Annotated in this window: 22 protein-coding genes and 3 tRNA genes; 18 read left to right on the top strand and 7 right to left on the bottom strand. The window is 52.5% G+C overall.

Annotation, left to right across the window (positions count from 1 at the left end):
- The first annotated feature begins 80 nt into the window (after positions 1–80).
- From M2374_RS11150 to M2374_RS11160, 3 genes are all read left to right on the top strand, one after another.
- Positions 81–167, top strand: a tRNA-Leu gene (locus M2374_RS11150).
- A gap of 29 nt (positions 168–196) precedes the next feature.
- Positions 197–282 (top strand) — tRNA-Leu (locus M2374_RS11155).
- Between the two features lie 34 nt (positions 283–316).
- Positions 317–402: transfer RNA gene (locus M2374_RS11160), tRNA-Leu, on the top strand.
- A gap of 39 nt (positions 403–441) precedes the next feature.
- Here the strand turns inward: M2374_RS11160 and M2374_RS11165 are convergent.
- Positions 442–717, bottom strand: a complete 276-nt coding sequence (locus tag M2374_RS11165; protein ID WP_181490623.1) for a DUF1435 domain-containing protein — start codon at positions 715–717, stop codon at positions 442–444.
- Positions 718–933: 216 nt separating this feature from the next.
- Here M2374_RS11165 and M2374_RS11170 point away from each other — a divergent pair, with 216 nt between their 5' ends.
- From M2374_RS11170 to M2374_RS11180, 3 genes are all read left to right on the top strand, one after another.
- Positions 934–1,998, top strand: coding sequence for a diguanylate cyclase (locus tag M2374_RS11170; RefSeq protein ID WP_115259532.1), 1,065 nt, complete (start codon positions 934–936; stop codon positions 1,996–1,998).
- 119 nt (positions 1,999–2,117) lie between these two features.
- The gene (gene fhuF, locus M2374_RS11175) at positions 2,118–2,915 is read left to right on the top strand and encodes a siderophore-iron reductase FhuF (protein ID WP_181688490.1); all 798 of its coding nucleotides are present in this window, start codon (positions 2,118–2,120) and stop codon (positions 2,913–2,915) included.
- Between the two features lie 155 nt (positions 2,916–3,070).
- The gene (locus M2374_RS11180; protein WP_115259534.1) at positions 3,071–3,529 is read left to right on the top strand and encodes a YbaK/EbsC family protein; all 459 of its coding nucleotides are present in this window, start codon (positions 3,071–3,073) and stop codon (positions 3,527–3,529) included.
- A 54-nt stretch (positions 3,530–3,583) separates the two neighbouring features.
- On the opposite strand, the gene bglJ is transcribed toward M2374_RS11180, so the two are convergent.
- Both bglJ and M2374_RS11190 read right to left on the bottom strand, forming a co-directional pair.
- Positions 3,584–4,261, bottom strand: coding sequence for a DNA-binding transcriptional activator BglJ (gene bglJ, locus M2374_RS11185; RefSeq protein ID WP_117342362.1), 678 nt, complete (start codon positions 4,259–4,261; stop codon positions 3,584–3,586).
- A complete protein-coding gene (locus M2374_RS11190) occupies positions 4,222–4,947 on the bottom strand; it encodes a LuxR C-terminal-related transcriptional regulator (protein WP_117342363.1) in 726 nt (241 codons plus the stop codon). The genes bglJ and M2374_RS11190 overlap by 40 nt, the downstream gene beginning before the upstream one ends.
- Before the next feature lie 456 nt (positions 4,948–5,403).
- Between M2374_RS11190 and M2374_RS11195 the strand changes: the two genes are divergently transcribed.
- The 6 genes from M2374_RS11195 (at position 5,404) to opgB (ending at position 11,130) form a co-directional block, all read left to right on the top strand.
- Positions 5,404–6,180, top strand: a complete 777-nt coding sequence (locus tag M2374_RS11195; protein WP_138140550.1) for a threonine/serine exporter ThrE family protein — start codon at positions 5,404–5,406, stop codon at positions 6,178–6,180.
- Entirely contained in the window at positions 6,171–6,644 is a 474-nt protein-coding gene (locus M2374_RS11200) for a threonine/serine exporter (protein ID WP_096758421.1), read from the top strand. Before M2374_RS11195 ends, M2374_RS11200 begins: the two co-directional genes overlap by 10 nt.
- Before the next feature lie 122 nt (positions 6,645–6,766).
- Positions 6,767–7,306, top strand: coding sequence for a primosomal protein DnaT (gene dnaT / locus M2374_RS11205; RefSeq protein WP_096758422.1), 540 nt, complete (start codon positions 6,767–6,769; stop codon positions 7,304–7,306).
- Between the two features lie 2 nt (positions 7,307–7,308).
- Positions 7,309–8,046, top strand: coding sequence for a DNA replication protein DnaC (dnaC, locus tag M2374_RS11210; protein WP_096758423.1), 738 nt, complete (start codon positions 7,309–7,311; stop codon positions 8,044–8,046).
- Positions 8,047–8,114: 68 nt separating this feature from the next.
- Positions 8,115–8,603 carry a DUF2501 domain-containing protein gene (locus tag M2374_RS11215; RefSeq protein WP_115259538.1) on the top strand — a complete coding sequence of 163 codons (489 nt, stop codon included), beginning with the start codon at positions 8,115–8,117 and terminating at the stop codon, positions 8,601–8,603.
- Positions 8,604–8,838: 235 nt separating this feature from the next.
- A complete protein-coding gene (opgB, locus tag M2374_RS11220) occupies positions 8,839–11,130 on the top strand; it encodes a phosphatidylglycerol--membrane-oligosaccharide glycerophosphotransferase (protein ID WP_181688491.1) in 2,292 nt (763 codons plus the stop codon).
- A 46-nt stretch (positions 11,131–11,176) separates the two neighbouring features.
- On the opposite strand, the gene M2374_RS11225 is transcribed toward opgB, so the two are convergent.
- Entirely contained in the window at positions 11,177–12,199 is a 1,023-nt protein-coding gene (locus M2374_RS11225) for a zinc-binding alcohol dehydrogenase family protein (RefSeq protein ID WP_181688492.1), read from the bottom strand.
- 137 nt (positions 12,200–12,336) lie between these two features.
- On the opposite strand from M2374_RS11225, the gene M2374_RS11230 reads away from it, so the two are divergent.
- Positions 12,337–13,251 (top strand): GntR family transcriptional regulator, encoded by a 915-nt coding sequence (locus M2374_RS11230; protein ID WP_096758427.1) that lies wholly within the window; start codon positions 12,337–12,339, stop codon positions 13,249–13,251.
- A gap of 213 nt (positions 13,252–13,464) precedes the next feature.
- On the top strand, positions 13,465–14,826 hold the full coding sequence (locus M2374_RS11235) for an MFS transporter (protein WP_096758428.1): 1,362 nt from the start codon (positions 13,465–13,467) through the stop codon (positions 14,824–14,826).
- Positions 14,827–14,908: 82 nt separating this feature from the next.
- Here M2374_RS11235 and tsr read toward each other — a convergent pair whose 3' ends face one another.
- Positions 14,909–16,573: a methyl-accepting chemotaxis protein gene (gene tsr / locus M2374_RS11240; protein ID WP_115259543.1), complete on the bottom strand. Its 1,665-nt coding sequence runs from the start codon at positions 16,571–16,573 to the stop codon at positions 14,909–14,911.
- Positions 16,574–17,062: 489 nt separating this feature from the next.
- On the opposite strand from tsr, the gene btsT reads away from it, so the two are divergent.
- The 3 genes from btsT to yjiA all read left to right on the top strand — a co-directional run bounded on the left by btsT (position 17,063) and on the right by yjiA (position 20,484).
- The gene (btsT, locus tag M2374_RS11245) at positions 17,063–19,213 is read left to right on the top strand and encodes a pyruvate/proton symporter BtsT (protein ID WP_135912629.1); all 2,151 of its coding nucleotides are present in this window, start codon (positions 17,063–17,065) and stop codon (positions 19,211–19,213) included.
- 107 nt (positions 19,214–19,320) lie between these two features.
- Positions 19,321–19,515 (top strand): YbdD/YjiX family protein, encoded by a 195-nt coding sequence (locus M2374_RS11250; protein ID WP_003830038.1) that lies wholly within the window; start codon positions 19,321–19,323, stop codon positions 19,513–19,515.
- Positions 19,516–19,527: 12 nt separating this feature from the next.
- Complete coding sequence (gene yjiA, locus M2374_RS11255) at positions 19,528–20,484, top strand: GTPase (protein WP_096758431.1); 957 nt, start codon at positions 19,528–19,530, stop codon at positions 20,482–20,484.
- 110 nt (positions 20,485–20,594) lie between these two features.
- Here the strand turns inward: yjiA and M2374_RS11260 are convergent, their stop codons facing one another.
- Both M2374_RS11260 and M2374_RS11265 read right to left on the bottom strand, forming a co-directional pair.
- On the bottom strand, positions 20,595–20,897 hold the full coding sequence (locus tag M2374_RS11260; RefSeq protein ID WP_117342368.1) for a BrnA antitoxin family protein: 303 nt from the start codon (positions 20,895–20,897) through the stop codon (positions 20,595–20,597).
- A 230-nt stretch (positions 20,898–21,127) separates the two neighbouring features.
- Positions 21,128–21,292, bottom strand: a complete 165-nt coding sequence (locus M2374_RS11265; RefSeq protein WP_117342370.1) for a DUF1127 domain-containing protein — start codon at positions 21,290–21,292, stop codon at positions 21,128–21,130.
- Positions 21,293–21,468: 176 nt separating this feature from the next.
- Between M2374_RS11265 and M2374_RS11270 the strand changes: the two genes are divergently transcribed.
- A complete protein-coding gene (locus M2374_RS11270) occupies positions 21,469–22,881 on the top strand; it encodes a PLP-dependent aminotransferase family protein (protein ID WP_181688493.1) in 1,413 nt (470 codons plus the stop codon).
- Positions 22,882–22,889: the final 8 nt, after the last annotated feature.

Here is a 22,889-nt window from a genome sequence, read left to right on the forward strand (position 1 = left end):
GCAATTAGCTATTGACGAAAAGTTGAAAACCACTAGAATGCGCCTCCGTGGTAACGATACTTTTTGAGTGTCGATGGGATGCGAAGGTGGCGGAATTGGTAGACGCGCTAGCTTCAGGTGTTAGTGTCCTTTCGGACGTGGGGGTTCAAGTCCCCCCCCTCGCACCATAATCCACGTTTGATATTGCTCGCACTGGGCGAAGGTGGCGGAATTGGTAGACGCGCTAGCTTCAGGTGTTAGTGTCCTTAGGATGTGGGGGTTCGAGTCCCCCCCCTCGCACCAACGAGGCGATATCAAAAAAAAGTAAGATGACTGTGCGAAGGTGGCGGAATTGGTAGACGCGCTAGCTTCAGGTGTTAGTGTCCTTAGGATGTGGGGGTTCGAGTCCCCCCCCTCGCACCAATTATCTTATTTTCCTCTCGATTATCTTCCTTGCTTTGTTCATCCCTGATTCCAGTTCATCATCATCAGAACCACACCGGCGATCACTGCTGCGCATGAAGGCAGTAAAACAAAATGCCGTAAACGCTTGTGGTACAGCATCAGTGAAGTTAACAGTAATCCTAATACAATCATCGCTTTCCATGCGTGAACTGACAGGTCAGTAAAAGCCAGACCCGCAATGAATATCCCCGGCAGCAGCACACCCCATCCACTGCCCAGCGCACGTTGCAACATGGTTTCACCTATGAGATTGATAATGATAACCAATATCATATGATATATTTTCTCATTTGTCAGCGGGGAGGTACTATCAATTATATGAGTTTTACTTAACGATTGATGACATGAATAATTTAAGGTGATAAATTGCTCGCCGGTTAGCTTTTCAACTAAAAACAATAAAGACCCCGGCTAATGATACCTCGTTCGTTATTTGTTTTATTTACCAACACACCTTCGTATATAGCAGATAAATAACAACATTTACCTATGACAGTACAATCCTGGCGAACGCTACGCACCAAAAAATATCAACTCTCTTTACGACTGTTTCTGCTGCTCAACGCAGTCTCCGCACTGTTTACACTCTTTTTTCCACTTTTTGCCGTTAAAGCGTTATCAGAACCGGCGTTGACGATACTCGTGATGAGTACACTGTTGCTGGCATGGCATGGGAAATATGCGGATAAACGAATTAATCTTCCTTTTATTTCACTCGCTTTTGGCTTGTTGTGGGCATTACATATTTCCTTGAAATATAACGCACTAGGTCATAATGATTATTCTTTTCTATTGATAGCGCTGCTCAGCGTACTGTTTATTGGATCAATTGCTTTTGCCAATAATATCATCGCCTTTACCTTCCATTCACTCCCCTCCGTTGCCGTCTGCTTGTGGCTGAACGGCAGCGAACATGGACTGCGCGTGATCTATTTTATGGCGCTGCCGATGGCCGGGATCGCCATTCAGCACGTGATACAAAAGCGCTATGACGGTTTTGCTCAGCAACTGATGTACAAGCTACTGGAAGAACGGGAAACGCTAAACGGTCTCAGTATGCTCGACCCGTTAACCGGGTTGTATAATCGCCGGGGACTGCAACACCGACTCGATACGCTGCTGGCCCTGAGCAACGCGAAGCATTACGTGCTGCTGCTGGATATCGACCATTTCAAAGCCTATAACGACCATTACGGGCATATGATGGGTGACCAGGCGCTGATCCGTGTTTCTGCCGCCATTCGGGATTCCGTACGCTCACGAGATGTGGTGGCACGCTTTGGCGGCGAGGAATTTATGGTTTTACTGACAGCAGTCGATCCGCAGCAGGCACAGGCCGCCGCCGAGCGTATTCGCCAGAAAGTCTACGATCTTAAAATTCCCCACATGTTTAACGAAAACGTGGCCACCAACGTGACCGTCAGCATCGGCATTGCGCCGTTGGTGGATCAGGATATTGATGCCGCAATAAGCAAAGCGGATAAAGCCCTTTACGAAGCCAAAAATCAGGGACGCAATAACACGCTAGTCAGCGATGAACTGCGGATAAACTAACCCCTGCCTACGCTATCCGTGCGCTGCCTCCCGACACCACGACAAAGATCTTGCCATCGCCAGCCCTCGCCTATAGGATTAGCAATCATTATCATTTAGATTAACATCCTTATATAGCTATGGCTTATCGTTCCGCACCGATCGTTGAAATCGTTGAAGATGTCATCTGGCGCAGCCACCTCCCTACGGAGATGCCGTCGCTGGCCGATTCAGTGCGTGCAACCATTGCTCAAACCCGTGAGCACCTACTGGACTTCATTCGTCTTGATGAAACACCGCCACAAGGTGCCATGACGCTGCATGAATGGGCCCAACCCGCCACGCTGCATTCACTCCTGGCAGTTTATTCCGATCATATCTATCGCAATCAGCCCACGTTAACTCGTGAAAACAAACCGCTGATTTCACTCTGGGCACAGTGGTATATCGGCCTGATGATGCCCCCGCTGATGGTGGCGCTGCTGACGCAAAAAGACGCCATTGATGTTGCACCCGAACATATGCACGTCGAGTTTCACGAAACGGGTCGTGCAGCCTGCTTCTGGATAGACGTTCACCCCGACAGGCAGACCACCGCCCGCTCACCACAACAGCGGATGGATACACTGATTCTTTCTGCACTGACGCCGGTTGTCCGGGCGCTGGAAGCAACGGGAGAGATTAACGGCAAGCTTATCTGGAGCAATACCGGATACTTAATTCACTGGTATTTGACAGAGATGAAGCCGCTGCTGGGTGATGAACTACTGGCAGCGTTGCGCCAGGCCTGCTTCTTTGAGAAACAACTCACCTGTGGCGAGGATAATCCACTCTGGCGCACCGTGGTGCCACGTGACGGGCTGTTAGTCCGCAGAACCTGCTGCCAGCGCTACCGTCTGCCAGACGTCCAGCAATGCGGCGACTGTACGCTGAAATAAGCGAGAATCCTCCCCCTCACCGCTCGTCTTAAACGTCCTGCTGATGTTGCTTTGTTGTAACAATAAAATATTTACAGCCACGCTTCCCCTGTGACAAATTACGCCATGCGGTTTTCTGCCGTGCAGAACTGCGCGTACGCTATCGGGAGAAAAGAATGAGTTTGCAATCAGTACGGCAATTTTTGGCGGAACATGCCCCGGATATTGAAATCATTGAACTGGACCAGAGCACGGCCACCGTCGATCTGGCAGCGAAAGCCCACAATGTCGAACCCGGACAGATCGCTAAAACGCTTTCTCTAAAGGTAAAAAATGACATTATCCTGGTCGTCGCCAAAGGCGATGCCCGTCTGGATAATAAGAAGCTAAAAGGTACGTTTGGCGCGAAAGCCCGCATGCTGAGTAGTGATGAAGTGGTCAACGCAACGGGACATCCGGTTGGTGGCGTCTGCCCTTTTGGACTGGAGACCCCCATTTCAGTCTACTGTGATATCTCCCTGAAGCATTACGCTGAAGTCCTTCCCGCAGCTGGAGCCACGCACAGCGCAGTGCGTATCACGCCAGACAGAATGGCTGAACTGACTTCTGCTACCTGGGTTGATGTCTGTCAGTAACGAATACCCACCCTGGTGCCGGAGAGTGAATCCGGCACACGCGTAATCGCCCCGTTACGAAACCGCATGGAGAAAAGGCGCTGGCTCCCCGGCACGCAGGTACAGCAGAATATCAGCGGCATCCAGGAGTCCGGCGTCAGAATTCACACCCAGTTTAGACATCACGTTAAATTTATGCGCCCGAATGGTTTTAATGTTCCGTTCAAGCTGAATGGCGATCTGCGGCATCGAGTATCCATTCGACATAAAACGCAGTATTTCGCGCTCAGTAGGGCTTAACATACGGTTTTGGTTAACAAACCAGTGATTTTTTGTCCCTTCGATTCCCCGTTTGGCGCAATTCAAGGCCGCGAGTAGCCCTTCCTGTAATACATCCAATGATGATGCTTTGCTGATGACCCCATCCAGCGGCAGCGGGGAAAGCGAGCTAATTAATCGCACTTCCGCATCATCATCAGCGATCACCACGCGCCGGATACGCGGGTAATTGACCGCCAGTTCCGTCAGGTAGACCAGCCCTGCGCGGCGATCCGCTCTTAACGCTGAAAGTGAAAAAATGACCGCAGAAAAAGACGTTTTTAACATTTCCTGGCTAAAGGTCGGCTGATTAGAAAACTGATAAAGATGGTATGGGCTATCTGGCATGGTATTAAATAAACTCTTAATACCTACACGACTCATTGCGCACTTTTCTACCAGTGCGACATTGCTTTTGTTATTTCTGCTTTCCATTCCGTGGTCTCTCCATAAACTGAAGGTAAGTTCAGCTCTCGTGCTCCTTGAGAACTGTTTATCCATGCATACATTTCTGCATTGCTATGGATTGATAAACGACGCATCGCGCTATTTTTTTGCGCGCTAATTGTTTTATTACTTTTCTTTAGTAACATCGCAATCTGGTTAATTCCCCAACCTTTTCCGAGTAGCCGTAACACTTTTCTTTCAGAAAGGGTGAGCACAATTGACCGAGCGCTGTGATCCTGTAATTCAGGGATAATTGGCGGAGAGAGCAGCACCTTACTGATTCTCTCGGCCCGGGTATTTCCCGAATGAATAACATTCACCAGACTCTCAATGGGTTCCGCATCAGATAAGAGTGAGCTGACAGGACACATGAGCAACTCAACAGCCAGAGGATAAAACAGGCGTGAAACGAGAAAAACCCAGTGGATATCGCGATATTGAGACAGTAAAGAATAGTATTGATCGCAGATTGCACGCGGATTACTACAGTCCCTGGTTAAGTCGGCTATCACCAGGTCAGAGCAGCGCAACTGCAGCAAAGTTAGTTCTTCTACGGAGCGACAATACGTCAGTTCATAATCAGAGAACTGCCCTTGCATCACCCCTTTAAGCCCAGTTTGTATGATTGGTAATTTACTAATGATAATTGCGTTCTTGCAGCGTCCTGGCAACATAAATCCTCCATATTCACCTGTCCGCAATCTTGTTCACCTGAAATTCTTTCATAAATAAAAAAACAATAAGACAGCAGGTAAAAAAGATAGACAGTATGAATTGTTTATCCTTGGTTTTTATTTTAAATATATGAAAAAGTGATGACACTACAATCCTAATAGCATCACACTATAAAACCATCCTGACATAATCACTTAGAGGAACATTAATTGTACAATTAAAATATCTACATTAATTTATTAGCGCTACTTACGTAATTGCTGCACACAGGAATAACCGCACCAGGGAAGTTAACCCTATAGCATAGAAAAGAGAGCCGTACATCGGCAAAACTCACCGCTCTGCCTCTTTTTTCAACACAAAGATTGATCTTAGCCAGAGCCAGCGGGATCATGCTTCATGATAAAAAGAAGACAGTCGTTATCCAGAGTGCATCTTTTCAGTCAGAGCGAGCCATGCAAACAGAGCAGTCGTCACAGCGAACGGTTACACGGTTATGTATACAATGCGGACTTTTTTTATTGCAACACGGAGCGGAAAGCGCGCTGGTTGACGAACTCTCTACCCGCCTCGGCCTGGCGCTTGGTATGGATAGCGTAGAAAGCGCCATCTCCTCTAACGCTATCGTCCTGACCACCATTAAAGACGGACAATGCCTGACATCGACCCGAAAAAATCAGGATCGCGGCATCAATATGCACGTCGTTACCGAAGTTCAGCACATCGTCATTTTAGCCGAGCATAAGCTGCTGGACGGCAAAGGCGTGGAGAAACGCTTTAGTCAGATTAAACCGCTGCGCTACCCTCGATGGCTGGTTTCATTGATGGTCGGCCTGTCCTGCGCCTGCTTTTGTAAGCTGAATAATGGCGGATGGGATGGGGCGGTTATTACCTTTTTTGCCAGCATGATTGCCATGTATATCCGCCAGATTCTGGCCTCCCGGCATTTGCATCCGCAAATTAACTTTTGCGTCACCGCTTTTGTCGCCACCACCATTTCCGGTCTGCTGCTGACGTTGCCGACGTTTAATCACACGCCGACGGTTGCCATGGCGGCCAGCGTGCTGCTGCTGGTTCCAGGTTTCCCATTGATTAACGCGGTCGCAGATATGTTTAAAGGGCACATAAATACCGGGCTGGCGCGCTGGGCCATTGCCAGCCTGCTCACGCTAGCAACCTGCGTTGGTGTAGTGATGTCGATGACTCTGTGGGGGTTACGCGGATGGGTGTAATTGATTTCATTTTTGCCCTGCTGCAGGACATGATCCTGTCTGCAATTCCGGCTGTCGGATTCGCCATGGTCTTTAACGTACCGCATCGGGCGCTCCCCTGGTGTGCCCTGCTCGGCGCGCTTGGGCACGGTTCACGCATGGTGATGATGACCGCGGGGCTCAATATCGAATGGTCAACCTTTATGGCATCATTACTGATTGGCTGCATCGGGATCCAATGGTCACGCTGGTATCTGGCGCACCCGAAAGTCTTTACCGTCGCGGCAGTAATCCCCATGTTTCCGGGGATCTCTGCATACACAGCGATGATCTCTGCGGTAAAAATCGGTCATTTCGGTTACAGCGAAGAGCTGATGATTACCCTGCTGACTAACTTCCTGAAAGCCTCGTCCATCGTGGGGGCTCTGTCCATCGGGCTTTCCGTACCGGGATTATGGCTGTATCGCAAACGCCCGCGCGTGTGACGGTGCACCTGCTTAATACCATAGCGGATGGGGAATCACCCTCATCCTGCTGCTCTCCTTCTTCTCTGTGTTACTATAAAAGCAGTCCCCTTCTCGGTTGTTGTTCAGTATTGAGAAACATTATGCCCTGTAAAATTTTGACTCCGGACGTCGTCGGTATTGACGCCTTATTACACGATCACCAGGCCGTGCTGGCAAAGTCAGCAGGTGGCGCAGTGGCCGTTTTCGCCAATAATGCGCCCGCGTTTTATGCCGTAACCCCTGCGCGTCTGGCCGAACTACTGGCGCTCGAAGAGAAGCTGTCACGTCCGGGAAGCGATATCACGCTGGATGCACAATTTTACGAAGAGCCGCAAGCGGCACCTGTTGCCGTACCGATGGGGAAATTTCCGATGTACGCTGACTGGCAGCCCGATGCTGACTTTCAGCGACAGGCCGCGCTATGGGGCATCGCGCTCAGAGAACCGGTCACCGCCGAAGAGCTGGCCGCGTTTGTGGCCTACTGGCAGGCAGAAGGCAAGATCTTTCACCATGTTCAGTGGCAGCAAAAACTCGCGCGTAGCGTACAAATTGGCCGGGCCAGCAATGGCGGAATGCCCAAACGTGATGTTAACAGTGTCAGCGAACCTGACAGTCATATTCCACCGGGTTTTAGAGGATAACGATGAAAAACGTTGGCGACCTGATGAAACGTCTGCAAAAAATGATGCCGCCCAATGTCGAGCCCGCATTCAAAACGGGCGAGGAACTGCTGGCGTGGCAAAAAGAACAAGGTGAAATTCATGCCGCGGCGCTGGCGCGCGAGAACCGGGCCATGAAAATGCAGCGCACGTTTAACCGCTCCGGTATCCGTCCGCTGCACCAGAACTGCTCGTTTGAGAACTATCGGGTCGAGTGCGAAGGACAAATGAATGCCCTGAGCAAAGCCCGTCAGTACGTCGAAGAGTTTGATGGCAATATCGCCAGCTTTATCTTCTCCGGCAAACCTGGCACCGGAAAAAACCATTTGGCTGCCGCCATCTGCAACGAACTGCTGCTGCGCGGCAAGTCAGTGCTGATCATTACCGTGGCAGACATTATGTCGGCAATGAAAGAGACGTTCAGCAATCGTGAAACCAGCGAAGAACAGCTGCTCAACGATCTCAGCAACGTAGATCTGCTGGTGATCGACGAGATCGGCATGCAGACCGAATCGCGCTATGAAAAAGTGATCATCAACCAGATCGTCGATCGCCGCTCTTCCTCCAAGCGACCGACCGGCATGCTGACAAACAGCAATATAGATGAAATGAACAAACTGCTGGGTGAGCGCGTGATGGATCGTATGCGGCTCGGCAATAGCCTGTGGGTGATTTTTAACTGGGAAAGTTATCGCAGCCGAGTGACAGGCAAAGAGTATTGAGACCATTCCTAACATCAGCAGCGCTATACTGCGCTGAAAAGGCATAACACGAGTTACCTATAATGATAATGATGAAAGCAACAAAACGATTTCTGTGCTGTGCGGTTGCCGCCAGCACGCTGATCTCCACCAGCGTTTTCGCCGCCTCCTGGCAGGATTCACTCTCCAGCGCGGCTGGCGAACTGAGTAAGCAAACCTCTGGCTCTCAGAGCAGCAGCTCACTTTCTTCCCTGACCAGCCTGCTCGGCAGTAATCAGTCGCTCACGTCCAGCAGTATGAACAACGCAGCCGGGATTCTGGAATATTGTGCGAAACAGAAACTGGCTTCGGTCACCGATACCGAAAACGTCAAAAATCAGGTGCTGGATAAACTAGGCCTGGGCGCAACGGAGCAGAAAAAAGACACCAACTATCTGGACGGCATTCAGGGCATGCTCAATGCCAAAGATGGTCAACAGCTTAATCTGGATACGATTGGTAACAGCTCGCTGGCAAAGCAAGTCAAAACCAAGGCCTGCGATCTGGTGTTAAAACAGGGTATGAACTTCATTTCCTGATGCACAAATGCCGCGCACGGTTTTTCACAGCCTGCGCGGTATCAATTTATGTCCCGCAAACATTCCTCAAAATAATCAGTAATACCCTTCAACACCCTGCATATCTAAACCAATTCTGAATAACAACGTAATTAAATGTCACTACAATTGCAGCAATGTAACAACGCTATTACATTGTACTTTCCAGAAATGATTAGCCTGCCAGGTATTTACCCGGCTTACTGAGGATCGTCCGTTGTCTGAATTATTCTCCATCACTCTGTTTCTCGCGTCGGTATTGATTTACGCCTGGAAAGCGGGTCGCAACACCTGGTGGTTTGCCGCCACGTTAACGGTGCTGGGGATTTTTATTGTCCTGAATATCACGCTGTATGCCAGCGACTATTTCACCGGCGACGGCATCAACGACGCAGTGCTGTACACGTTGACCAACAGTCTGACCGGCGCGGGCCTTGGCAAATATGTTCTGCCCGGCATTGGGATTGCACTGGCGCTGGCCACCGTGTTTGGCGCGCTGGGTTGGGTGCTTCGCCGCCGTCGCCACCATCCTCATCACGTGGGTTACAGCCTGTTGGCTCTGCTGCTGGCGCTGGCGTCGGTGGATGCCAGCCCGGCGTTTCATCAGATAACCGAACTGGTGAAATCCCAGTCGCGCGATGGCGACCCGGATTTTGCGGCGTATTACAAAGAGCCGTCAAAAACCATTCCCAACCCGAAGCTGAACCTGGTATATATCTACGGCGAAAGCCTGGAACGCACCTATTTTAACAATGATGCATTCCCGGATCTGACCCCGGAGCTCGGGGCATTAAAAAACGAAGGGATGGATTTCAGCAATACTATGCAGCTGCCGGGAACGGATTACACCATCGCCGGCATGGTCGCTTCACAGTGCGGCATTCCGCTGTTTGCCCCGTTTGAAGGTAACGCCTCGGCATCAGTTTCCAGCTTCTTCCCAAACAATATTTGCCTGGGCGACATCCTGAAGAACTCCGGCTATCAAAACGTCTTTGTACAGGGCGCAAATCTGCGCTTTGCCGGGAAAGACGTGTTCCTGAAATCCCATGGTTTTGATCATCTGTACGGCGCAGAAGAGTTAAAAGGCGTAGTCGCGGACCCGGCCTATCGTAATGACTGGGGCTTTTACGACGATACCGTCCTTAATGAAGCGTGGAAAAAATTCGAAGAGCTTTCACAGTCTGGTCAACGTTTTTCACTGTTTACCCTGACGGTCGATACTCATCACCCGGATGGATTTATTTCGCGCACCTGCAACCGCAAACGCTATGACATCGATGGCAAAGCCAATCAGTCATTTAGCGCAGTCAGCTGTAGTCAGGAAAACATTGCCGCGTTTATTAATAAGATCAAAGCGTCACCGTGGTTTAAAGATACCGTTATTGTAGTGTCCTCCGATCATCTGGCGATGAACAACACCGCCTGGAAATACCTGAACAAGCAGGATCGCAACAACCTGTTCTTCGTGCTACGCGGCGACAAGCCGCAGCAGGATACGCTGGCGGTGAAACGCAACACGATGGATAACGGCGCGACCGTCCTGGATATTCTCGGCGGCGATAACTTTATCGGTCTAGGACGCAGTAGCTTGTCGAGCGAGTCGGTGTCAGAAGTATTCCTGAACATCAAAGAGAAAATGCTGGCCTGGAAGCCCGATATTATTCGCCTGTGGAATTTCCCCAAAGAGATGAAAGCATTCACCGTCGACACGGACAAAAGCATGATCGCGTTCTCCGGCAGTCACTTCCGCCTGCCGCTGCTGCTGCGCGTGTCGGAGCAACGCGTTGAGCCACTGCCGGAAAGTGAATACTCTGCCCCGCTACGCTTCCAGCTGGCGGATTTCGCCCCGCGCGATAACTTTGTCTGGGTAGACCGCTGCTACAAAATGGCCCAACTGTGGGCACCGGAACTGGCGCTTTCCACCGACTGGTGTGTATCACAAGGGCAACTGGGCGGGCAGCAAATTGTACAACACGTCGATAAAGCCAAATGGCAAGGTAAAACCGCGTTTAAAGACACGGTGATCGACATGGAGCGCTACAAAGGTAACGTCGATACGCTGAAAATTGTTGATAACGATATTCGCTACAAGGCCGATAGCTTCGTCTTTAACGTGGCTGGCGCGCCAGAAGAGGTGAAACAATTTAGCGGGATTTCGCGCCCCGAATCCTGGGGGCGCTGGTCCAACGCGCAGCTGAGTGACGAGGTAAAGATCGAATACAACGCCCCGTTACCGAAGAAATTCGATCTGGTGATCACTGCCAAAGCGTTCGGTGACAACGCCAATCGTCCCATCCCGGTACGCATCGGCAACGAGGAACAAACGCTGGTGTTAAGCCATGACGTCAGCACCACCACGCTGCATTTTGATAACCCAGCAGACGCCGACACGCTGGTCATTATCCCACCCGATCCCGTCGCTACCAACGAGGGCAACATTCTGGGCCACTCTCCGCGTAAGCTGGGGATCGGAATGGTTGAAATCAAAATCGTGGACCTGCAAGGATAAAAAAAACAGCGCCCAACACACCTCCGGGCGCTGCATGGCAACCTTATCAGAAGGTGATCACGCCCTTAATCAGTTCACGGTTGTTGATCACATCCCGCTCGTAGATCTCTGCAAGCGTGGCAAACGCGTAACGGTGAGTCAGCATCATGTCCGCCGTCAGCTTACCTTCCGACATCAGGCGACCGACTTTGGCAAAGTCTTCCGGCGTGGCGTTGCGACTGCCCATCATGGTGGTTTCTTTCTTGTGGAATTCTGGGTCAGAAAACTGCAAATCACCTTTGAACAGCCCAACAAACACAATGCTGCCGCCGTGACGAATCAAATTCACCGTGTTGTTCATTGCATGCTGATTCCCCGTCGCATCAATCACTTTTTGCGCCAGAGAACCGTCAAACTGCGCGCGTAGCTGCGCGTCAAAATCCTCAGCAGAGGGATCGATAACCGGTAATCCTAAGCGGGAGACTACATGCTCCCGCCTGGCAGGGCTGGTATCCGCCACCACCACCTGTGCACCATCGGCTTTGGCAATCGCCGCTGCGCCAAGACCAATCGGCCCCGCTCCCACCACCAGCACCTGCTCGCCAGGCACCACGGCAGCCCGACGCACAGCATGCGCACTGATAGCATACGGTTCGATCAGCGCCGCCGCCTGCGGATCAATGCCCTGCGCATCCAGCAAGTTGGTCTCCGGCACGGACAGGTATTCGCTGAAGCCCCCATCCTGGTGCACGCCAATCACCGAAATCTTCTCGCAGCAGTTGGTGCGCCCGCTCTGGCACGCCGGGCACTGTTGGCACGCAACGTAAGGAATAACCGCAACCTGCTGGCCTATTTCCAGATTTTGTATATTCCGCCCCAGACTGACAACTTCCCCACATATTTCATGGCCTAATACGCGTGGATAGCTGAAAAAAGGTTGATTGCCACCCCATGCATGAATATCGGTCCCACAAATCCCGACAGACTTTATTTTTATTAATACTTCGCCATTACCCGGAATAGGTATATCACGTTCTTTCCAGACTAATTTTTTGGGTTCCTGGCAAATCAGTGTATTCATCGTAGACATGATTCTGCTCTCCTGTTTTTTTGTTGCCTCAGATATCGATGAAAATAAAAATGCTGGCGCAAGCAGAAACATAATCTGTGAAACCCAACGCATAAAAATGTTTTAAATCGGGTTTTAATAGGTAAAAAGGAGACGCCATGAGCCGTTCACAGAATCTACGCCACAATGTGATTAACCAGATAATTGATGATATGGCGCGGGGTCATATTCCTTCCCCACTTCCTTCGCAAAGCGCGCTGGCAGAGATGTACAACATCAGCCGCACCACCGTGCGCCATATGCTGGGCCATTTAGCTGAATGCGGTGTGCTGACTCAGGTGGGTAGCCACTACGTAATCGTACGCAAACCGGATCATGACGACGGTTTTGATTGCACTACGGCCTCCATGGCTGAGCAAAATCGTATTTTTGAACAGGCCTTTTTCACTATGATTAACCAGCGCCAGCTGCGCGCAGGCGAAACGTTCTCCGAGCTGCAGCTTGCCAGAGCAGCGGGCGTCAGCCCGGTCGTTGTGCGGGAATACCTTTTAAAATTCGAACGTTACAACCTGATTAAAAACGAAAAACGTGGTCAGTGGAGCATGAAACAGTTTGATCAAGCCTATGCCGAACAACTGTTCGAACTACGCGAAATGCTGGAAACGCATTCTTTGCAGCATTTCCTGAATCTGCCCGACAACGACCCGCGCTGGCTACAGGCCAAAACGCTGCTCGAGCGCCACCGGATGCTGCGCGACAGCATTGGCAGTAGCTTTCGTATGTTCTCGCAGTTAGACCGCGAGTTCCACGCCCTGCTGCTTTCCGCTGCTGATAATATCTTTTTCAATCAGTCACTTGAGATAATTTCTGTGATTTTCCACTTCCACTATCAGTGGGACGAAAGCGACCTCAAGCAGCGCAACATCATTGCCATCGATGAGCATATGACCATTCTCAGCGCGCTGATCTGCCGCAGCGACCTGGATGCCACCCTGGCACTCTGTAACCATTTGAATTCAGCCAAACAATCGATGATTCGCTCTATCAATCAAACCAGTGACAGCACCCATTAAGAACGGATAAAAAACAGCAAACCACTACCGGGAGCACGATTTTATAAAAATAAAAACGCCAGAAAAAACCTCTTGCCTATGCTCACGCTAAGTCGACTGCATTAAAAAAATTTCGTGAGCGGTGATGAATAACGTGATTTATCACTGGTATTTTTCAATACAGCACGGTCTGGCACCGTGTAAAAATAAATTATTGAGGTTCAGGAGTCCGGCGTGGAAAAAAATAATATTACCCTCGACCCGAGTTCTTCGTTTGGCACCTCGTCATCTGCGGATATTAATGTCCCGCCAGACGGCATGGTGCAACGCAGCAGTCGAATAAAACGTATTCAGACCACAGCAATGATTTTATTATTTTTTGCGGCGGTCATTAATTATCTCGACCGCAGTTCACTGTCAGTAGCTAACCTGACAATTCGTGAAGAACTGGGACTCAGCGCAACCGAAATCGGCATCCTGCTGTCCGTGTTCTCTCTCGCTTACGGTATTGCGCAACTGCCCTGCGGTCCGCTGCTGGATCGCAAAGGCCCGCGCATTATGCTGGGGCTAGGCATGTTCTTCTGGTCGCTGTTTCAGGCGATGTCCGGCATGGTACATACCTTCACTCAGTTTGTGCTGGTACGTATCGGGATGGGGATTGGTGAAGCGCCAATGAACCCGTGCGGCGTGAAGGTGATCAACGACTGGTTTAACATTAAAGAACGCGGCCGCCCGATGGGATTATTCAACGCTGCCTCAACGATTGGTGTCGCCATTAGCCCACCGATTCTGGCCGCGATGATGCTGGTGATGGGCTGGCGCTGGATGTTTATCACTATCGGCGTACTGGGTATTTTCCTCGCCATCGGCTGGTACATGCTGTATCGCAACCGCGAGCAGATTGAACTGAGCGCCACCGAACAAGCGTACCTGAACGCCGGTAGCGTCAATGCCCGCCGCGATCCGCTGAGCTTTGCCGAATGGCGCAGCCTGTTCCGTAACCGTACCATGTGGGGCATGATGCTGGGCTTTAGCGGCATCAACTACACGGCATGGTTGTATCTGGCCTGGCTGCCGGGTTACCTGCAAACGTCCTATAACCTGGATTTAAAAAGTACCGGGCTCATGGCCGCGATCCCGTTCCTGTTTGGCGCAGCTGGCATGCTGATTAACGGTTTTGTCACCGACTGGCTGGTGAAAGGCGGCATGGCGCCGATTAAGAGTCGTAAGATTTGTATCATTGCCGGGATGTTCTGCTCTGCTGCATTCACCTTCGTGGTACCGCAGGCGACAACCTCAATGGCCGCAGTGTTACTGATTGGGATGGCGCTGTTCTGCATCCACTTCGCCGGCACGTCCTGCTGGGGTTTGATCCACGTCGCAGTGGCTTCCCGTATGACCGCGTCCGTGGGCAGTATTCAGAACTTTGCCAGCTTTATCTGTGCGTCGTTCGCACCGATTGTCACCGGATTTATCGTGGATACCACCAATTCTTTCCGTCTGGCGCTGATTATCTGCGGTTGCGTGACGATGGTAGGGGCGTTCGCTTATATCTTCCTGGTTCGCCAGCCGATTAGCGACCCGCGTCAGGAGTAATGACGTGTAGCCCGATAGCATCGGGCTACACATACCTTCCCGGTAAGCCGGATGAGCAATAGCGCCATCCGGCATCACAGGCTTAGAACGTTTCCCAGTTCTCACCCGCATCCGTCGCCACGGCTTTACGCGGCTGGGTGGTTGTCGATGCCGGTTTTACGGCAGCAACATCACGCGGACGCTTTTGATCGTGCTGAATACGGAACACAGCAACGGCCTGGGTCAAACGGCTGGCTTGTTCTTCCAGCGCCGCCGCGGCGGCAGCGGACTCTTCCACCAGCGAGGCGTTCTGTTGGGTTACACGATCCATCTCGGCAACGGCCAGACCGACCTGATCGATACCGCGGCTCTGCTCGTCAGATGCTGAGGCGATTTCCCCCATGATATCGGTCACGCGGGTCACCGCATTGACGATCTCATCCATGGTTTCACCGGCGCTTTCAACCAACGTTGAACCGACATCCACGCGGCTGACCGAGTCTTCAATCAGGCTCTTGATCTCGCGCGCGGCCTGCGCACTGCGCTGGGCCAGGTTACGGACTTCACCGGCGACCACCGCAAATCCACGGCCCTGCTCACCTGCGCGTGCCGCTTCTACTGCGGCGTTCAACGCCAGAATGTTAGTCTGGAAGGCAATGCCGTCGATCACGCTAATAATGTCGGCAATTTTCTGTGAACTGGAGGCAATGTCACGCATGGTTTGCACCACATTGTCCACCACTTTGCCGCCTTTCTGCGCCGTTTCAGAGGCACTCAGCGCCAGATGGCTGGCCTGACGGGCGTTTTCGGCGTTCTGCTTCACGGTTGCCGTCAACTCTTCCATGCTGGCCGCGGTTTCTTCTAGCGAAGCCGCCTGCTGCTCAGTACGTGACGAGAGATCGTTATTGCCCATCGCAATCTCGCTGGCACCGCTGTAAATGGCGTTAGCACCGTTACGCACATCACCCACGGTGCTCATCAACTCACTCTGCATGTGGCGCAGGCTCTCGGCCAGTTGCCCAATCTCGTTGGAGCCTTCCACGTCGATGCGCTTCACCAGGTCACCGCTGGCAATATGACGAATGCTGTCAATCAGGCGGTTCATCGGGGCGATCAGCGAGAACTTAATGCCAAACCAGACGGCGATAATGGCCGCCAGCACGGTAATCAGCACGCAAGCCAGCACCCACATCGCCTGGCTGTAAGAGCTGTTGTTATCTTCAACCGCAATGTCATACAGACGATCGTTCTGCTGCATGTAGTTCATATACTGCTTCTCAAAGCCATCCTGATAGCTTTGCGTCGGCTGATCAAAGAACGCATTGATCTTGCCGTCGCCCAGCAACTGGATCAGCTCTGCCAGCGCACCGTGGTAGATGTCATAGGTACGATTGATCTCCTGGAACGCGGCTTCGCTTTGACGCGGATCGCGCGGCAGCGATTCATAGGTTGCCCAGTTTTTCTCGGTCATTTTCAGCGCAGTGCTCGCCACCTGCATCAGCTCCGCCACGGTGGCGCCGCTGCCGATATTGCTCTGATCCATCATGTAGCGGATCCCTGCCCTGTTCAGGGTATTTCGCGTTTGCAGCAGTTCAACCCAGGTCGCATTCAGCGCAGACTGCTGCTGGCGAATGGTTTGCAGAACGGTAAAGTTCTCCTTGTCATTCTTCAGTGAATTAAAGAACAACCCGCCCGAGGCCAGTTGTAAAAGGCCAAACAGCGCCAATACCAGCAGTAAGCTGGTAACAATCTTCATTCGTTTTAACATGTTTTCTCTTTCCGCTAGACAGATGTCAGAATTTTCGGCCTGAAAAGAGAAAACTTTACGGAATTCGTGCTTCCTGAATCGATCGCAGCATCGACGAATCGGCGATACCGCCTTCCGTAAGGGCTCTAAAGGAGTTTTTTAGTGATCTCAATCACATAATCACCCCCGTTTACCGCTCCCCGGAACCGCTCGCTGACACTTGGGACCGCTTAAGCTGACATATAACCACTCACATATTTACCTTACTTTACGCGCGTAATTCTCTGGCAAGATCCTCCCAACATAGCAGTCAACTTATCTCCTCAAACACACACTCAAACCCACGCGGCTTCGGCCAATTATTAATCGGTACCCTAGATAATTCGAGTTGTAAGAAGGCGGCAAATGAGAGAATCCTCAGGAGCTTACAAAAGTAAGTGACTGGGGTGAACGAATGAAGCCAACGCACATACAACTTGAAGTATGACGGGTAAAAAACCAGGTTTTACTATGGATACGAAAAAGATATTCAAGCACATACCCTGGGTGATTCTCGGAATCATCGGTGCATTTTGCCTCTCGGTAGTGGCATTACGTCGGGGTGAACACATCAGCGCCCTGTGGATCGTGGTCGCCTCTGTCTCTGTTTATCTGGTGGCCTATCGTTACTACAGTCTGTACATCGCCCAGAAAGTGATGAAACTTGACCCCACGCGTGCCACGCCAGCGGTCATCAACAACGACGGTCTGAACTACGTCCCAACCAACCGTAACGTCCTGTTCGGTCACCACTTTGCTGCTATCGCCGGGGCAGGTCCGCTGGTTGGACCGGTACTGGCCGCGCAAATGGGCTACCTGCCGGGTACGCTGTGGTTGCTGGCGGGCGTGGTGCTGGCCGGTGCAGTACAGGACTTCATGGTGCTGTTTATCTCTTCTCGCCGTAACGGCGCGTCTCTCGGTGAGATGATCAAAGAAGAGATGGGCCCGGTACCGGGAACCATCGCGCTGTTCGGCTGCTTCTTAATCATGATCATCATCCTGGCAGTGCTGGCACTGATCGTGGTGAAAGCGCTGGCGGAAAGCCCGTGGGGTGTGTTCACCGTCTGCTCAACCGTACCGATCGCGCTGTTCATGGGGATCTACATGCGCTTCCTGCGCCCGGGACGTGTGGGCGAAGTGTCGGTGATTGGTATTGTTCTATTGGTTGCCTCCATTTACTTCGGCGGCGTGATTGCCCACGACCCGTACTGGGGCCCGGCACTGACCTTTAAAGACACCACCATTACCTTTACGCTTATCGGCTACGCATTTATCTCTGCGCTGCTGCCGGTATGGCTGATCCTCGCCCCGCGCGACTATCTGGCCACCTTCCTGAAAATCGGCGTTATCGTTGGTCTGGCTGTCGGTATCGTTATCCTGAACCCAGAGCTGAAAATGCCGGCGATGACCCAGTACGTTGACGGTACCGGTCCGCTGTGGAAAGGGGCACTGTTCCCGTTCCTGTTCATCACCATCGCCTGTGGCGCGGTGTCTGGCTTCCACGCGCTGATCGCCTCCGGTACCACACCGAAGCTGCTGGCCTGTGAAACCGATGCGCGTTTCATTGGTTATGGCGCCATGCTGATGGAATCCTTCGTCGCAATTATGGCGCTGGTTGCCGCCTCCATCATCGAACCGGGTCTGTACTTCGCGATGAACACCCCGCCTGCGGGCCTTGGCATCACCATGCCAAACCTGCATGAAATGGGTGGCGAGAACGCGCCGCTGATTATGGCGCAGTTGAAAGACGTGACCGCGCAGGCAGCGGCAACCGTCAGCTCCTGGGGCTTCGTGATTTCGCCTGAGCAGATCCTGCAAACCGCGAAAGACATTGGTGAACCGTCCGTTCTGAACCGCGCCGGTGGCGCACCGACGCTGGCTGTCGGTATCGCGCACGTGTTCCACAAAGTGCTGCCGATGGCTGACATGGGCTTCTGGTACCACTTCGGTATTCTGTTTGAAGCGCTGTTCATCCTGACCGCACTGGATGCAGGTACCCGTTCTGGCCGCTTTATGCTGCAAGATTTGCTGGGTAACTTCGTCCCGTTCCTGAAGAAAACCGACTCCCTGGTTGCCGGTGTTGTGGGTACTGCGGGCTGCGTAGGCCTGTGGGGCTACCTGCTGTATCAAGGCGTGGTTGACCCGCTGGGCGGCGTGAAGAGCCTGTGGCCGCTGTTCGGTATCTCTAACCAGATGCTGGCCGCCGTGGCGCTGGTTCTCGGCACCGTGGTACTGGTTAAAATGCAGCGCACCAAATACATCTGGGTCACCGTGGTTCCGGCCGTATGGCTGCTGATCTGCACCACCTGGGCGCTGGGTCTGAAACTGTTCAGCACCAACCCGCAGATGGAAGGCTTCTTCTTCATGGCAAGTCAGTACAAAGAGAAGATTGCTAACGGCGGTGAACTGACCGCGCAGCAGATTGCCAACATGAACCATATCGTCATCAACAACTACACCAACGCAGGCCTGAGTATTCTGTTCCTGGTGGTGGTGTATAGCATCATTTTCTACGGGTTCCGTACCTGGCAGAAAGCCCGCGCCATCAACGGCCGCTCTGATAAAGAGACGCCGTATGTACCGGTGCCGGAAGGCGGCGTGAAGACCTCTTCACACCACTAACCTGATGCCGGGAGGCGCGCAGCGATCCCGGCCTACAGAATGCAGTTAACGTAGGCCGGATAAGGCGCAAGCCGCCATCCGGCTTTATTCATTAACAGGACGGCAGAATGTTTGGTACTTTAGGTCAGGCAAAAAAGTATCTCGGTCAGGCGGCAAAAATGCTGATTGGTATTCCGGACTACGACAACTACGTCGAGCATATGAAGACCAACCATCCCGATAAGCCGTACATGACCTACGAAGAATTCTTCCGCGAGCGCCAGGAAGCCCGCTACGGTAGCGGCGGAAGCAGTTGCTGTTAGAAGGAGAAATGAATGACCCCGATTGCAGTCACCCTACTCACCGGTTTTCTCGGCGCGGGTAAAACCACCCTGCTGCGCCATATTCTCAACGAGCAGCACGGTTACAAAATTGCCGTTATCGAAAACGAATTCGGCGAAGTCTCGGTGGACGATCAGCTAATTGGCGACCGCGCCACGCAGATCAAAACCCTGACCAACGGCTGCATCTGCTGCACCCGTTCCAGTGAACTGGAAGACGCCTTGTTAGACCTGCTCGACAACCTCGACAAGGGGGCGATCGATTTTGACCGTCTGGTGATTGAGTGCACCGGCATGGCCGATCCCGGCCCGATTATTCAGACCTTTTTCTCCCATGAAGTGATTTGCGAACGCTACCTGCTGGACGGCGTGATCGCGCTGGTTGACGCGGTGCACGCCGACGAACAGATGAACCAGTTCACCATCGCCCAGTCGCAGGTTGGCTACGCCGACCGCATCCTGCTGACCAAAACCGACGTAGCAGGTGAAAGCGAGAAACTGCGTGAGCGCCTGGCGCGCATCAACGCCCGCGCGCCGGTGTATACCGTCACTCATGGCGACATCGACCTCGCGCAGCTGTTCGACACCAACGGTTTTATGCTGGAAGAGAACGTGGTCAGCGCCAAACCGCGTTTCCACTTTATCGCCGACAAACAAAACGATATCTCCTCGATCGTCGTCGAACTGGATTACCCGGTGAATATCAGCGACGTGTCCAGGGTGATGGAAAACCTGCTGCTGGAATCTGCCGAAAAACTATTGCGTTACAAAGGCATGTTGTGGATCGAAGGCGAACCCAACCGCCTGCTGTTCCAGGGCGTCCAGCGCCTGTACAGCGCCGACTGGGACCGCCCGTGGGGCGACGAACAGCCGCACAGCCAGCTGGTGTTTATCGGTATTAACCTGCCGGAAGACGAAATTCGGGCGGCATTTGCGGGCTTGAAGAAGTAATCCCCTGCTGAATTGCCCGGTGGCGCTACGCTTACCGGGCCTACAAAGCCTTCTCCCGTAGACCGGATAAGGCGCAGCCGCCATCCGGCACTCACAACCTCGGTATAGGGCTATTTCTTGTTTTGCTCTCTCAGCATAGCCTCGCGCAAAATAGCATTTAGCCGCGTCTGGTAACCCTTCCCGGGGCGCTTTAACCACTCCATCACATCGGCATCAATGCGCACCGATGCCTGAGTTTTCAACGGACGGAAAAACGTACCGCGATTAGCCTCTGACCACTGCTCATCTTCAGTCACCGGAATGTCGCTATAATCAATATCATCATCCGGTTTATTCGCCAGCGCCTTCAGTTCCGCCTCATGCTGAGCACTCAGCGCGGATGCGCTGCCACGTTTATGTTTAATCATGCTCATAACGATTCCCCGGCTTACTTTGTGCCTTGTTTGCATCCCACTCAAACTCCATTGGCATGTATTTTATCCCTAATTGTATATACAAAAATGTATCTACAATTATCTTACGATTATACCTGGATTGTTGGAAATAGCTTCACAACTTGACGATCAGGGATTAAATTTTGTAGGCCGGATAAGGCGGTTACGCCGCCATCCGGCACTGACAGCCTCTGTCGATGAAAGAACAATTACTCCACCTGATCGCGTCGCAGCCCGACATCCTTTAGCCGCTCATCGCTCATCTGTTGCAATACGCGCCGCGTTTGCGCCCGCAGATGCCAGCGTTTAATCGCCCTCCAGACCTGCACCAAACCAATAAATGGCTGCTTTGCTCTGTTCTCATGAAATTCCATACCCGCCTCCCCGTCTTATCTGAGACGTTATCTTCGCGGATCCAGGGGGATACAATACAGATTCACAAAGTACTTTTATTTAACATACAGATTGGTTAAAAAGGATCCTGAATCACCTTTTTCACGCCAGTCTGTACGGGTTTTTTGATCTGTATGGTACCCATGAGGGATACAGCATGACGCGTTACCAATATCTGGCCAGTCTGCTGGCCGAACGCATTGAGCAGGGGTTGTATTGCCATGGCGAAAAGCTGCCGTCGGTGCGCAGCCTGAGTCAGGAACATGGGGTCAGCATCAGCACCGTACAGCAGGCATATCAGATGCTGGAACAGCGACAGCTGATCACCCCGCAGCCGCGCTCTGGCTATTTTGTCGCCCCGCGTAAAGCACAGCCGCCGGTGCCGCCAATGTCGCGCCCGGTACAGCGTCCGGTGGAGATAACCCAGTGGGATCAGGTGCTGGACATGCTGGCAGGTCACGCAGACACATCAATCGTCCCTTTCAGCAGCGGCGTTCCCGATATTAATCAACCCAGCCTGAAACCGCTGTGGCGCGAGTTAAGCCGCGTGGCGCAGCATAATCTGCGCGCGGTGCTGGGTTACGACGAGCTGCCCGGCTGTCGGGAACTGCGCCAACAGATAGCCCGGCTGATGCTGGACGGCGGTTCGGTGGTCAGTGCGGACGATATCGTAATCACCAGCGGCAGCCAGAGCGGAATGTCGCTGGCGCTGCTGACGGTCTGCCAGCGCGGCGATATCGTCGCTGTGGAATCCCCCGCCTATTACGGCACCATGCAGCTGCTACGCGGTCTTGGCATCAAAGTGATTGAGATCCCGACCGATCCGGATACCGGGATCAGTATTGAAGCCCTGGAGCTGGCGCTGGATCAGTGGCCGATTAAAGGGGTGCTGCTGGTTCCCAACTGCAATAATCCCCTCGGATTTATTATGCCGGATGCCCGCAAGCGAGCGGTACTCGCCCTCGCCCAGCGTCACGACATTGTGATTTTTGAAGATGATGTGTATGGCGAACTGGCGACGGAGTATCCGCGTCCACGCACAATTCATTCCTGGGATAGCGACGGTCGGGTGCTGCTGTGCAGCTCATTTACCAAATCTGTGGCACCGGGTCTGCGCGTGGGTTGGGTGGTTCCGGGTCGCTATTATGACAAACTGCTGCACATGAAATACGCCGTCATCGGCACCAGCGTTCCCGCCACGCAGCTGGCGGCGGCAACCTTTGTGCGCGAGGGTCATTATCATCGCCATGTCCGGCGTATGCGCCAGATTTACCAGCGCAATATGGAAATCTACACCTGCTGGGTACGGGAATACTTCCCCTGCGGGATCTGCGTCACCCGACCAAAAGGCGGCTTTATGCTGTGGGTCGAATTGCCACCACAGGTCGACATGGTCTGCGTCGCCAGACAGCTCTGCCGCCTGAAAATCCAGGTCGCGCCAGGTTCGCTGTTCTCGGCGTCAGGAAAGTATCGCAACTGCGTACGTATCAACTGCGCACTGCCACCAGACGAAAAGCACCGGGAAGTGATGCAGAAACTCGGAGAGGCGGTGATGGTGGCGATAGAGTAAATCGGCAC

It is taken from the genome of Citrobacter sp. JUb117 (genome assembly GCF_024809055.1).
Classification (GTDB): Bacteria; Pseudomonadota; Gammaproteobacteria; order Enterobacterales; family Enterobacteriaceae; genus Citrobacter; species Citrobacter gillenii.